This is a genomic window from Polynucleobacter sp. UK-Kesae-W10 (genome assembly GCF_018881575.1).
In the GTDB taxonomy this organism is placed as follows: Bacteria; Pseudomonadota; Gammaproteobacteria; order Burkholderiales; family Burkholderiaceae; genus Polynucleobacter.
In genome coordinates this window covers 571,970-583,791 of the sequence record NZ_JACVQB010000001.1, presented here as the reverse complement: position 1 = coordinate 583,791, position 11,822 = coordinate 571,970, and the positions used below count along the sequence as shown (strand labels likewise).

Annotated in this window: 13 protein-coding genes; 6 read left to right on the top strand and 7 right to left on the bottom strand. The window is 45.8% G+C overall.

Annotated features, from left to right (window positions below):
• Positions 1 to 3: 3 nt before the first annotated feature.
• The 5 genes from ICN24_RS03085 to ICN24_RS03065 form a co-directional block, all read right to left on the bottom strand.
• On the bottom strand, positions 4 to 603 hold the full coding sequence (locus ICN24_RS03085) for a c-type cytochrome (RefSeq protein WP_216221260.1): 600 nt from the start codon (positions 601 to 603) through the stop codon (positions 4 to 6).
• On the bottom strand, positions 600 to 1,829 hold the full coding sequence (locus ICN24_RS03080) for a sorbosone dehydrogenase family protein (protein WP_255532544.1): 1,230 nt from the start codon (positions 1,827 to 1,829) through the stop codon (positions 600 to 602). The genes ICN24_RS03085 and ICN24_RS03080 overlap by 4 nt, the downstream gene beginning before the upstream one ends.
• Before the next feature lie 155 nt (positions 1,830 to 1,984).
• A complete protein-coding gene (locus tag ICN24_RS03075) occupies positions 1,985 to 4,180 on the bottom strand; it encodes a TonB-dependent receptor (protein ID WP_216221259.1) in 2,196 nt (731 codons plus the stop codon).
• A 21-nt stretch (positions 4,181 to 4,201) separates the two neighbouring features.
• Positions 4,202 to 4,393, bottom strand: coding sequence for a hypothetical protein (locus ICN24_RS03070; protein ID WP_216221258.1), 192 nt, complete (start codon positions 4,391 to 4,393; stop codon positions 4,202 to 4,204).
• A gap of 49 nt (positions 4,394 to 4,442) precedes the next feature.
• The gene (locus ICN24_RS03065; protein ID WP_216221257.1) at positions 4,443 to 5,021 is read right to left on the bottom strand and encodes an HdeD family acid-resistance protein; all 579 of its coding nucleotides are present in this window, start codon (positions 5,019 to 5,021) and stop codon (positions 4,443 to 4,445) included.
• 190 nt (positions 5,022 to 5,211) lie between these two features.
• Here ICN24_RS03065 and ICN24_RS03060 point away from each other — a divergent pair, with 190 nt between their 5' ends.
• The 5 genes from ICN24_RS03060 (at position 5,212) to cobA (ending at position 9,114) form a co-directional block, all read left to right on the top strand.
• Complete coding sequence (locus ICN24_RS03060; RefSeq protein WP_216221256.1) at positions 5,212 to 5,436, top strand: hypothetical protein; 225 nt, start codon at positions 5,212 to 5,214, stop codon at positions 5,434 to 5,436.
• Between the two features lie 17 nt (positions 5,437 to 5,453).
• On the top strand, positions 5,454 to 5,825 hold the full coding sequence (locus ICN24_RS03055) for a hypothetical protein (RefSeq protein WP_216221255.1): 372 nt from the start codon (positions 5,454 to 5,456) through the stop codon (positions 5,823 to 5,825).
• 84 nt (positions 5,826 to 5,909) lie between these two features.
• Positions 5,910 to 7,631, top strand: a complete 1,722-nt coding sequence (locus tag ICN24_RS03050; RefSeq protein WP_216221254.1) for a nitrite/sulfite reductase — start codon at positions 5,910 to 5,912, stop codon at positions 7,629 to 7,631.
• The gene (locus ICN24_RS03045) at positions 7,628 to 8,209 is read left to right on the top strand and encodes a DUF934 domain-containing protein (RefSeq protein ID WP_216221253.1); all 582 of its coding nucleotides are present in this window, start codon (positions 7,628 to 7,630) and stop codon (positions 8,207 to 8,209) included. The genes ICN24_RS03050 and ICN24_RS03045 overlap by 4 nt, the downstream gene beginning before the upstream one ends.
• 29 nt (positions 8,210 to 8,238) lie before the next feature.
• Positions 8,239 to 9,114: a uroporphyrinogen-III C-methyltransferase gene (cobA, locus tag ICN24_RS03040; protein WP_216221252.1), complete on the top strand. Its 876-nt coding sequence runs from the start codon at positions 8,239 to 8,241 to the stop codon at positions 9,112 to 9,114.
• Here the strand turns inward: cobA and ICN24_RS03035 are convergent.
• Entirely contained in the window at positions 9,037 to 9,399 is a 363-nt protein-coding gene (locus ICN24_RS03035) for a sirohydrochlorin chelatase (protein WP_216221251.1), read from the bottom strand. The genes cobA and ICN24_RS03035 overlap by 78 nt on opposite strands.
• A gap of 76 nt (positions 9,400 to 9,475) precedes the next feature.
• On the opposite strand from ICN24_RS03035, the gene ICN24_RS03030 reads away from it, so the two are divergent.
• Positions 9,476 to 10,507 carry a calcium:proton antiporter gene (locus tag ICN24_RS03030; protein WP_216221250.1) on the top strand — a complete coding sequence of 344 codons (1,032 nt, stop codon included), beginning with the start codon at positions 9,476 to 9,478 and terminating at the stop codon, positions 10,505 to 10,507.
• 339 nt (positions 10,508 to 10,846) lie between these two features.
• On the opposite strand, the gene ICN24_RS03025 is transcribed toward ICN24_RS03030, so the two are convergent.
• Positions 10,847 to 11,815, bottom strand: a complete 969-nt coding sequence (locus ICN24_RS03025; RefSeq protein ID WP_216221249.1) for a glycosyltransferase family 2 protein — start codon at positions 11,813 to 11,815, stop codon at positions 10,847 to 10,849.
• Positions 11,816 to 11,822 lie beyond the last annotated feature (7 nt).

Sequence of the window (11,822 nt, the reverse complement as noted above, 5' to 3'; positions counted from 1 at the left end):
ACGCTAATTGAGTGAAGCGGCGTAAGCAGCCAGTGCCTCAATATCATCATCACTTAAGCCACGCGCCGCACTTCCCATTGTGCCATCCATATCCACTCGACTTCCAGAACGGATATTTTTGAGCTGTGTTACGAGGTACTCGGATGACTGGCCAGCCAAGCGTGCAATATGCTTTTGCCCCTGCAACTGTGGTCCGTGACAAGAATTGCAATATTGCGTATTAGAGATTTGCTGCCCTTTGGCAATCTTCTCCGCATTGCCTGATTTTGCTGGTGGCGCTGGTAAAGCGGCGTAATAAGCGGCGATATCGCGCATATCTTGATCACTCAATCCTGCCGCCAGGGCTTCCATTGCTCCGCCCTTACGCTGCTGACCTCGGAACTGAATGAGTTGATAGGTAATCGAGAGTGGTGGCTGCGCTGCTAGATTCGGGATCTCTGGCGAAATACCAATCCCATTTTCTCCATGACAGGCAAAACAGGTTTGCGCTTTAGCTTTACCTGCTACCGCATCTGGTGGTGCAGCCAAAACAGAACCTGCGTGAAAGAGGATAGTAAAAAAGGCCACCCCGAGGATGGCCTTAGTGCTAGAGCTCAATTTCATTTGCCGTAAGAAACACGGAAGATTGCGCCAGTCTCATCATCAGAGACCAACATGGAACCATCTTTCAGCATTTGTACGTCGACTGGACGACCCCAGAAATTCTCGCCATCCAACCAACCAGTAACAAATGGCTCAGACTTCACAACCTTGTTATTGGAATCCAGTACTACGCGTACTACTTGATAGCCAACACGCTTGGTTTTATTCCAAGATCCGTGCTCAGCAATAAAGATATTGCCTTTGTATTCGGCCGGGAATTGTTTACCGTTATAAAAACGCATACCCAAAGCCGCTACGTGTGCACCAAGGTTATAAACAGGCTTATCAAACTCATCGCAGGAACGACCTTTGCCAAACTCCGGATCCAAGAAGTCGCCTTGATGGCAATGAGGGTAACCAAAGTTCATGCCTTTAGGACGCACTAAACGGTTCAAGGTATCGCTAGGCTTGTCTTCAGCAACCCAGTCACGGCCGTTATTGGTAAACCAAAGCTCTTTGCTGCCTGGCTGGAAGTCCATGCCAACACTATTACGAACACCGGTGGCTACTGTTTCCAAAATATTGGTCTTGAGATTGAGGCGGACGATCGTTGCATGCGTAGATGGTGGCACTACGATATTGGCTGGTGTACCGATCTGGAAGTACAAGTACTGACCATCTGGACTCAGCTTCATAAACTTCCAGCCATGTGGCTCATCTTTTGGTAACGCATCAAATACCACTACCGGTGCTGGCGGGTTATCCAGATTCTGTTCAATATTGTCGTAACGAATAATGCGGGAGAGCTCAGCCACATAGAGTGAGCCGTTCGTAAATGCCACGCCATTAGGACGGTGCAACCCTTTGGCGATGGTTTTGACTTCACGCTTGCCATCTTTGGTCACTACTGCATAAACGTTACCTGTAAAACGCGTACCTACATAAACAGTACCACTAGGAGACTCAGTCATCGAGCGGCCATTTGGCATACCCGATGCCCACAACTCCACCTTAAATCCAGCTGGTACCTTGAGCTTGCTGACTGGAATTTCATCTGCAGGCATTGCTGAAATGCCAGGAGGATTAGGCGCTAATGATGGATTCATACCATCTGGTGTTCTGCCTTGCGCCCAAGTTGGTGGAATGCCAGAGGCTGGAGCAGCAGGTGCTGGAGCTTGCGCTGATGCCAGTGTTGCCACCGCCATACCAGCTGCAAACATCAATGAATAGATGGTTTTGAGTTTCATTACTAAGTCTCCTGATTTTGCTATCGGTTGTACTGTCTTTTATTGTTGTAACTTCTACTGTGCTAAATCCTAAAGCATTTTTAGCGGCTTCACACCAAACCGCTCAAAATTTCACATACCTTGCTACTGCACTGCACCAAATAGGGTACTGCTTTTTAAAACACCACCCTTGCGCCAACAGTAATGGCTTGCGGCATACCGGCTTGGTAGGCTGTGGCCTGTGAAGCAATATTGAAGGTGACATATTGGCGATTGAATAAGTTCACTACGGATGCAAAGATCGAGGCTTGTGGCGTTAGCTGGTAATTCGCCTTAAGGCCCACTACGGCATAAGCAGGTACCGGCAAGGATCCCGTTGCCATCCAAGAGTTCCCCACATAGCGCACGGTTGTTGTGACGCTGGCCTCAGGCACTGGGAAATAGGTAATACCGGCATTAGCCATATTCATGGGAACGCCACCAACCTGAGTATTAATGGGGTCGCTAGTCGCGCTCCAAGTCAGAATCGTACGGGTATAGGTGTAGCCAGCATCTACCGCCCAACGTGCGCTCACGTCTTGGTGGTATTGAAACTCAATACCGCGACTTAATAAGTTTTGCTGATTGGTGTAGTAATTCACTTTTCCTAGAGCACATCCCTGCGGATTGCCTGCAGAGGCACACAAACTATTAGCAAGTGCTTGATCCGAGCCGGTAGACAAGTTGTAGCTCGTAATCGCATTCTGAATGTAGTTATTAAAGCCAGTCAGCTGGGCAAAGCCCTCCTTCCAGCGATAGTCAGTGCCGACCTCATAACCTGTCATCGTCTCTGGCGTGAGATTCGGGTTAGCAAAAAAGTAGCCGCCCGAAGTCGAGCCATAACTGCGCAAGGTGTTATTCATACTGGGTGCATGAAAAGCTTGGTATGCGGCAGTCCGCAAATCCCAATTGTTTGTTGCTTTATAGAGCAAGCCTAAGGATGGGCTCACTTGTGTCTTACTTTGATTGGGTACGTTTTGATAAATCGGATTGGCGCCATTGGCGCCGGCGTTATACAAATTGGGGATTTGGCTAGTCCAGGTATCTAAGCGTGCACCCAAAGTCGTTTCCAGAGGAAAGCTACTGGCAGTCGATTTAAGCTGTCCCAATAAGCCATAAAAGTTTTGCTGACCCTGAGCATAGTTCACCGAGCTAATAGCGCCGTTGCCACTTGAGCTCAGATTGTTTGTCAGATTAGAGGCAGAGATATTGCGCGCATCAACCCCCACAATGTATTGATCAATTCCTGCCGCATTGAAGTCATGCGTAAACTGTGCAGATGCTCCGAGAGTGGAATAGGGATCGGTGTAATTGGCATTAATGTAAGGCTGATTTTTATTGGGTGCTGTAGTAGATGTTGAGCCACTCTGCTTATAAAAATTGGTGTTCTGATAGTAGACATTCACTTGTGCTTTTTTATCGACATCTAGCTTTGTCGTAGATCCCGCCGCTACATCTGCCGTTTGGATTAAGTTAGGCGCAATCGCATAGTTGGTACTGAGGTCAGCCATCGTGCTGTAACCGAGCCGCAAAAAACCCGTGGTGTCTTGTGAGGGCTTGAAATAATTTTGCAAACGGATATTGGCATTCTTGACGGCATCGGTACCCATGCCATTTTTTATGTTGCCAGGGGATGCCGGAGAAATCGTGGCGTAGTTCTGAAAGCCCTCGCTCGAAAAATAGTCAGCAGACAGGCGCATTTGCATGGCATCAGAGACGATGAGGTCTTTCGAGGCGGCCACATTGCCTGTGCCGAATGCGCCATAACTGGCAGATACATCTTGGGAGCTATTCTTCGGTGTTTTGGTATTGATATTAATCACGCCACCCATGCCGTAGTTGCCGTACAGACTCGAGACACCGCCACGCACAAACTCCACAGACTCGATCGAAGACATGGGCACTAAGTTCCATTGCACTGTGCCATAAAAAGCATCATTTGCAGGCAACCCATCAATCAAGACGAGCGTGCGGCCATAACCCAAGCCGCGGACGTTAATACTTTGCCCTGTTGGATCCTTTTGATAGTAAGGAACGTCATTTAAAAATACGCCTGGAACATTTTTTAAGACTTGATCAATGGTTTGATCAGGCGAAGACTCTAAGACTTCTTTCGTCAGAATCGTTGTATTGAGCGACATTTGATCAAGCGGCGTATCCGAGCGGGTAGCGTTGACCACCATATCGTTCAGCTTTTGATCGTAATTGGGGGGTGGCGCAATTTGTGCCGAAGTGATTACTACTTGAAAAATACTACAAATGACAAAGGCAGTTTGACAGAGTCGATATGCCAATCGTTTACTAAGCCAATATCCTGTGCCTACCTGATTCATACATTATTAATGAATGAGGACTTACTTGGAACCGGATTTTGGTTTGGTTTTACCCATCAAAGAGGCCAGCAAGGGATTGGTACTGGCTAGCTCTTTTTTAGATTTCGCTTTTTCTTCTGCAACCCCCAACTTCGGGGCTTTGGTTGAATTCTTCATCCGTTGAGCAGTCGCTAAGGCAAGATTCTTGTACAGATCGGTTTTTTTCATTGCCATAGCAGCTGCTCTTCAGACTTAGTAAAAGATATCTTTCGAATTGGGGTAATTATTTAGTTAATGAACGTGCTGCAAAGCCTAGGAACAATAATGACCAACCTTGCAAGAGCAATTCAATTGCGATCAACAGACCGGGCAACCATAAGCTTGAAGATGGGAAATTGTTCATGATGAGTACGCCCATCAAGATGGAAATTGCTGCAGACAATGCCAGCCAAAACCACTCAGCAAAGTGACGGTGTTGGAATGCAGCGATTAAGCGCAAGAAACCCGTAATAAAAAAGATTGCAGCAAGCCATAAAGTAATGGCTTCAAGCGCTGGAATTGGAAATGCCCATACATAAATTGCAGCAGCAATATACAAAACAGCAAAGATGAGTTGAACACTAACGCTTTTCCAGCCAGCAGATTTAAATGCATGGATGCCTTGCAGGACGCCACCAGCAAACAAGAAAATACCCAGCACATTGACAGAGATCAGTGAAAAGAGTACCTGACCGGCAACGCCAATCATGCCCAGAATGATGAACAAAATACCCAAGCCAATGAGAGCGCCAGGGACTTTTCCTGCGGCACCCAAAACTTTGCTACGAATTTCGTTTAACTGCGCTGTGTTTAATTCGGCCATGTTTTCTTCTCTCTTAAAATAAGTACTCAATTGATAAATACAAAAAATACCAATCAGGGTCTCTACTGTATCAATAAACCCCCTGCTAGACCTAAATTGAGCTCAGCGGCCAGGACAGCCAGAAGGAGTCCTTTTGGAAAACAGGTATTCTTTAGCCTTCTAAAGAACCTTACTCAGAAAGGCGTCCTGCATGGATACCACTCTTACTGTCATCCTGGGCATAGTTGCCATGTTGCTTCCCTTGGTGGTTGGACGTTTAGTCTGGAAACGCTTTGATCAATGGTTTGGTCGTAATGATGAAGCCTATATGGATAGCCTGGAATACTTTCTCAAAAAATTGGGCTTCACGGTGCTCGTCGCTTTTGTGCTCCTGTGGCTTGGCATTAGCCTTGTTTTTAGCGGCAATAACGCTTAATTAAGTCCAAATATTTCATGAACGATCAGCTCAAAACGATTTTGTCTAAAGCGAAGTTGAACTTTGCCATCCTGGCTTGTATTTTGATCATTTCAGTTTTAGGCAAGTTCATCAACCCGGAATTGACCAACACCATTTTTTTGACGGCAGATCAACTGGTCTCAGAGCTCTATCTGGTTTTCATCGCAATTACCTTGGGCGCCTTCATCCCCAATTTCAGGCTGGTCGCATTTGGAGCCGTTGGCGCTTTTATCATCGCAGCCGCTCTCATTCACCTACACGTCTTTAACTACCTCACAACCGAGTATGTGTTTGCAGTGCTCATCGTTGTATTGGGCTTTGCTGCGATTGCCAATCTGTATAGGCACTATCGAGAATTTAAGCTTTGACTTGATTCTTTATATCCAAAAGTTATATAGGATGGATTTTTGAGTATTTGAAGGAATATTGAAAATCCATGACAATCGTGGGCTATGTATAAATATGACCACATTGACCAAACCCTTGTAGATCAACGGGTTGCCCAATTTCGGGACCAGGTTGCTCGGCGCTTAGATGGCAGCTTAGCCGAAGAAGAATTTCGCCCACTGCGTTTGCAAAATGGTCTGTATCACCAGCGCCATGCTTACATGCTGCGCGTTGCTATTCCTTACGGTTTATTTAACTCCAAACAATTGCGCACGATGGCACTGATCGCGGAAAAATATGACCGCGGTTATGGCCACTTCACGACCCGTCAAAACATTCAGTACAACTGGGTCACCCTAGAAGACACTCCCGATATTTTGGCTGAGCTTGCTAAAGTAGAAATGCATGCTATTCAAACTTCGGGTAACTGTATTCGCAATATTACAAGTGATGCTTTCGCGGGTGTTGCCGGCGATGAATACGTCGATCCACGCCCCGTTTGTGAATTACTCCGTCAGTGGTCAACATTGCATCCGGAGTTTGCACACTTACCACGTAAATTTAAATTTGCTGTCAATGGCGCCAAAGAAGATCGCACGATTCTCCTGTGTCATGACGTAGGTATTGAACTCAAGAAAATTCCTCAAGGAGAATTGATTGCCGATATCTATGCCGGTGGTGGTATGGGCCGGACACCCATTCTGGGATCGCTGATTAAAACTGGCTTGCCATGGCGATTGCTCCCAAGTTACCTCACCGCCCTCTTGCGCGTATACAACCGCTTTGGCCGTAGAGACAATCTTTATAAGGCCCGCATCAAGATCTTGGTCAAGGCTTTAAGCCCAGAAGAGTTTGCTCGCCAAGTCGAAGGGGAGTGGCTTCATATTCAGGATAGTGACGATAACTTTACCGTGGCAGAGTGGGACCGTGTTGCCAAGCACTTTACCAAGCCAGCATATAAGAGCTTGCCTGCATTAAGCACAGAGCAAATCATCAATCTTGCTAGCGATACTGATAAAACTGCGTTTGCTCGTTGGTTAGAACGTAACGTCAAACCGCACCAAATGCCCGGTTATGCGAGTGTGATTTTGTCACTCAAGCCGCACGGTTCTGTAGCGCCTGGTGATGCAACTACAGCGCAGATGCTTGCGATTGCGGATTTAGCAGATCAATACAGCTTTGGTGAATTGCGTGCTACTCATGAGCAAAACCTCGTGTTAGCTGATGTAGAACAAGCCAAGCTTTATGACTTGTGGCAAGAAGCGAAAAAGCAAAAAGTAGCACTGCCAAACGTAGGCCTGCTCACTGACATCATTGCCTGTCCTGGTGGCGACTTTTGCTCACTAGCCAATGCCAAATCATTACCGATTGCTAAAGCGATTCAGGAACGCTTTGATGATTTAGATTACCTATTTGACTTAGGTGATATCAGCTTAAATATTTCTGGCTGTATTAACTCCTGTGGCCACCACCATGTGGGTAATATTGGCGTACTGGGTGTCGATAAAGACGGTGAAGAGTGGTATCAAATCACCTTGGGTGGCGAACAAGGCAATGATGCCGCTATTGGCAAAGTCATTGGGCCTTCTTTCTATGCCGATGAGATCCCGGATGTGATGAGCAACATCATTAATACCTATGTGGCACAACGTCATGAGGGCGAGTCTTTTATTCAGACCTACAGCAGATTGGGTGTGACGCCCTTCAAAGAGGCTGCCTATAAAGACAAAAATGAAAACGCCAAGAAAAAAGAAAAGTCTGAGGCAGCTAGTGGAGAGGCATCATGAGCCAAGCGAATCACTCAATCAATACCATCCCTGCACACGATCAAATTTTGTATTTCCCTAAAGGTGGACAGCCTAGCCTAGCCCCCAATGAGTGGCTCATTTCGAATGGCAGCCAAGATGAAGGCGGCCTACCAGATTTAGAGCATGGCAAGCATAATGTTTTGGTGCCATTTGCCTGGTGGGTACAACATCACCAGGAGTCTGATATTCAAGCCAAAGCAAAAGCTGGCCAAATCGGTGTTTGGTTTGCCGCAGACGAAGATATTCTCAAGCATGCCGATCTCATTGAACAAGGTAAAAAAGTGTGGCCCTTAGTTGCGGCACATTTCCCCATCTTTAGAGATGGCAGAAGTTTTAGTACCGCTGCCCTCTTGCGTGATCGCTTTGAGTGGACTGGCGAGATTCGGGCTATTGGTGATGTACTGATTGATCAACTCTTACAAGGTGCGCGTGTTGGCTTTGATAGCTTTGCACTTCGCCCAGATCAAAAGACTGATGTTGCCTTAAAGCAATTTGATTTGTTTAGCGTGACTACGCAAAACAGCTGGCGCGATAAGCGGGCAACGCTGAGCATCTAACTCAGTAAGAGAATATCCACAAACCCTCTATGACCAAGCAAATAAAGAACCGTCAAAGCAATACACCAGCAAAGGTGTATTTGGTTGGTGCTGGTCCTGGCGCAGCTGATCTCATTACAGTGCGTGGGGCAAAGCTATTGGCCAAGGCCGATATTGTGTTTCATGATGCTTTGGTTGAACCTGAAATGCTGGACTTATGCCCCCAAGCAGAACTGGTAGCCGTTGGTAAGCGCTGCGGAAAACTCTCTTCTGCTCAGCAGTTCATTAACAAGCGTTTAGTAGATGCTGCCCAGAAACATCAAACCATCGTGCGCCTCAAAGGTGGTGACCCCATGCTTTTTGGTCGTGCCGATGAAGAGATCCAGGCACTTAAAGATGCGGGTATTACCGTAGAGGTAGTACCCGGTATTACTGCTGCCTTAGCGGGCGCAGCCAGTATTGGACAATCTTTAACCTTACGAGGCGTTTCTCGTAGCGTAGCGTTTGTTACGCTGGCACAGGCAACGGAGCCTGTAGCAGACCAAAATTTAACGAAATATCCGATGAGCAATCCCAGTGCAGATACCTTGGTGTATTACATGGGCCGCAAAGATGCGGCTCGGATTGCAAAGCAATTGATTGAGCATAGCGGCAATCATGACAGCAATACCCCAGTCCACATCCTAGAAGCAGTGAGTACCGCTCGTGAGAGACTTTGGAAAAGTACCCTTCAAGAATTGGCTATTGGCAAAGCAGATACCTGGTTTGATGCTAACTCACCAGCGCTGATTATGGTTGGCGAAGCCTTAAGAACAAAATCTGAAATCAGTACTGCTGCCGAAGATTCTTTAAAGAGCCTTGGCGCCAAAGTCGACGATAGCTTGCAACACGGCCAAATCCTCCCCAACGGCCGGCGTCGCGCATAAAGTAATTGCAGGGAACTTTTCCTGACAGCCAGATAGCAGCGCCGGGAAATCATTGCGCAAATGACCGCCCTGGCCAAAAAAGACCGGCACTATGGTAATTGCTGTGGCGCCCTGATTAACCAAGGCAGCAACGGCCTCTTCTAGAGAAGGTTGCATCATCTCCAAAAAAGCAAGCTCTACTGGGGTTCCAACATGCTGCTTGCGCCATAAAGCGGCCAAGCGATCAAAGGGCTCACGCCAGCGCGCATCACGGGCACCATGGCCAAATAATATAAGTGCTTTCATATTGCGCAAATTTCCTTGTAACAGCTAAATAATCGGATAATCTATACATCTTAATAGCATTTCAGACACAATACCCATGGCTACTATTCTTCATGAACTCACCAATCACACTTGGCTGATTGCCCTGATGGCAGCCGCCCTCATTGGTGGAGTACTCTCAGCAGTTCACCATGCTGAAGTCATAGCCCATAAAACAGGTGAGCCCTATGGCGCCTTAGTGCTCGCAATAAGCGTCACTATCATCGAAGTCTCTTTAATTATTTCTATGATGCTCGGCGGCCATGAAGGCGCAGAGTTTATTGCGCGTGATGCCGTCTTTGCTACGGTGATGATTGTGATCAATGGCGTGGTTGGTCTATGCATTTTTATTGGTGGTCTGCACCATCATGAAATGAGCTTTCGCAATGAGGGTACCAATTCCGCATTAGCAGTCCTGACCGCTTTAGCCACCTTCATTTTGGTGATGCCCATTGTGACTACGAGCACCCCAGGGCCAGACTTCACAAAAGGGCAATTGGCTTTTGCAGGCATTGCCTCATTTGCGCTCTATGCTGCTTTTTTATTCTTCCAAACGGTGAGCCATCGCGACTATTACTTACCGAAAGTGGAAGATAAGAAGAAAGATATTAACTTTCATGCGCCAAAGCCTAGCAATCTGAAGACTGGGGTAAGCGCAGCATTGCTCATCCTTTCACTGATTGTGGTGGTTGGGCTGGCTGAACTCTTAAGCCCAGTCATTGAGTCGGGGGTGAATGCTGTAGGGGCACCTAAAACCATTGTGGGTATTGCCATTGCAATGCTGGTCTTGCTGCCAGAAGGATTTGCAGCGGTCAGAGCAGCTAAAGCGAATCGCCTGCAAAGCAGTTTGAACTTGGCATTAGGCTCTGCACTTGCGAGCATTGGATTATCCATTCCAACCATAGCTGCCATTGCGATTTACTTTCACATGCCATTAAGTCTTGGCATTAGCAGCCTAAACATCACCCTGATGTATCTCACCTTCTTTATTGGAGCACTTACTCTGGCGATAGGCAGAACGACCCTATTACAAGGTGTGGTGCATCTAATTATTTTCTTTGAGTATTTGTTCTTGAGTTTGGTACCTTGAACCGCGATAAGGGGTATTAGCGTTCCTACCCCTACTCTATTCAATAAAAATCAATAATTCTTAGAGTGCTTGGTCTAAAAAGTAGTGATTTTTTACCTCTTTTTTACGTTAAAAAACTATCGAAAAATTGAAAACACCCAACAATCAGATCTGGCCTTACGAGCGACGAATTGAGAATCTGTTCGTTTTGTAAATAGCTAATTTTGACTCAAAAAAGCTGGTTCTTTTGAGGCTTTTTGCGATCTTAATTGTCGTGATAGCGCCCTTAATAAAGTTCTGATTTTGCGCCAATTTAAATCAATTTTTTATATTAAAAAAGAACAAGAATATTGGAAAAATTTACAGTAGTAATTGATCATCTTTGAAATTAAGCCGATCCTCTAAAAAGGCAATTGGATCACACCTAATAGTCAAATATATTCGCAATAAATATTCACCAATTATTCCCAGCAAAAAGGAATTCAAGCCGATACCAAAAATAACTATTACATGAATGCTGGCGAATCCTGGCGGCAATTCGGGATGAATAAATCTAACCAAAATATAGTAGCATGCACCAACCAAGCTAACCACTAACATCGATAAACCAATATAAGAAGCCATCCTAAGGGGGGCTACAGAATTATTAAATAATGCAGCAACTCCAAGTGCAAGGAGATGTGATATCTTAAATTTTGTTTCGCCTGCCTGCCTTTTGTCCCTATCAAACTCAACGCAGATCGACTTAAAGCCCAGACCAGCCACCAGCCCTCGCAAATAGGGCGTTGCAATTTTAAATTTAAATATCGCATTTACAACATCTCTATCTATTAAACGAAAATCACCCACATTCCGGGGAATAGGGTAATCACTCATTTTATCAATAATAAAATATCCCAATTTTCTGAATGCTGTTAGGAGAAAGTTTTCCGGCCTCTTTCTCCTAACCCCGTAGACTATCTTATAACCCTTTTGCCAAAGCTCAAAAAAGGTCTCAAGTAGCTCTGGTGGATCCTGCATATCTGCATCAATTTGAAATACAGCATCCCCCCTACTATGAAGATAATTTGCCATTATTGATTTTTGAAAACCTATATTTTTGGTAAATCTAATCGCCCTTACTCTGGGATCAAGTGCAGAATAATTCTTAAGTATTGCCCATGTACCATCTGCAGAGTGATTATCGGAAAAAACGAACTCAAACTTGCACCTATCTGACATTTTTTCAGCCAATTTACACAGCCGAATATAAAGCGCCTCAATACATAGCTCTTCATTCAAGACTGGAATGCATATTGACACCATAGGTAGATTACTTTGGTTTGCCATAAGTTAA

Coding starts and splice junctions, on each gene's coding strand:
- ICN24_RS03050 (WP_216221254.1), top strand. CDS start 5,910: ATGTATAAATATGACCACATTGACCAAACCCTTGTAGATCAACGGGTT.
- ICN24_RS03035 (WP_216221251.1), bottom strand. CDS start 9,399: ATGAAAGCACTTATATTATTTGGCCATGGTGCCCGTGATGCGCGCTGG.
- ICN24_RS03055 (WP_216221255.1), top strand. CDS start 5,454: ATGAACGATCAGCTCAAAACGATTTTGTCTAAAGCGAAGTTGAACTTT.
- cobA (WP_216221252.1), top strand. CDS start 8,239: ATGACCAAGCAAATAAAGAACCGTCAAAGCAATACACCAGCAAAGGTG.
- ICN24_RS03045 (WP_216221253.1), top strand. CDS start 7,628: ATGAGCCAAGCGAATCACTCAATCAATACCATCCCTGCACACGATCAA.
- ICN24_RS03065 (WP_216221257.1), bottom strand. CDS start 5,021: ATGGCCGAATTAAACACAGCGCAGTTAAACGAAATTCGTAGCAAAGTT.
- ICN24_RS03060 (WP_216221256.1), top strand. CDS start 5,212: ATGGATACCACTCTTACTGTCATCCTGGGCATAGTTGCCATGTTGCTT.
- ICN24_RS03030 (WP_216221250.1), top strand. CDS start 9,476: ATGGCTACTATTCTTCATGAACTCACCAATCACACTTGGCTGATTGCC.
- ICN24_RS03070 (WP_216221258.1), bottom strand. CDS start 4,393: ATGGCAATGAAAAAAACCGATCTGTACAAGAATCTTGCCTTAGCGACT.
- ICN24_RS03080 (WP_255532544.1), bottom strand. CDS start 1,829: ATGAAACTCAAAACCATCTATTCATTGATGTTTGCAGCTGGTATGGCG.
- ICN24_RS03085 (WP_216221260.1), bottom strand. CDS start 603: ATGAAATTGAGCTCTAGCACTAAGGCCATCCTCGGGGTGGCCTTTTTT.
- ICN24_RS03025 (WP_216221249.1), bottom strand. CDS start 11,815: ATGGCAAACCAAAGTAATCTACCTATGGTGTCAATATGCATTCCAGTC.
- ICN24_RS03075 (WP_216221259.1), bottom strand. CDS start 4,180: ATGAATCAGGTAGGCACAGGATATTGGCTTAGTAAACGATTGGCATAT.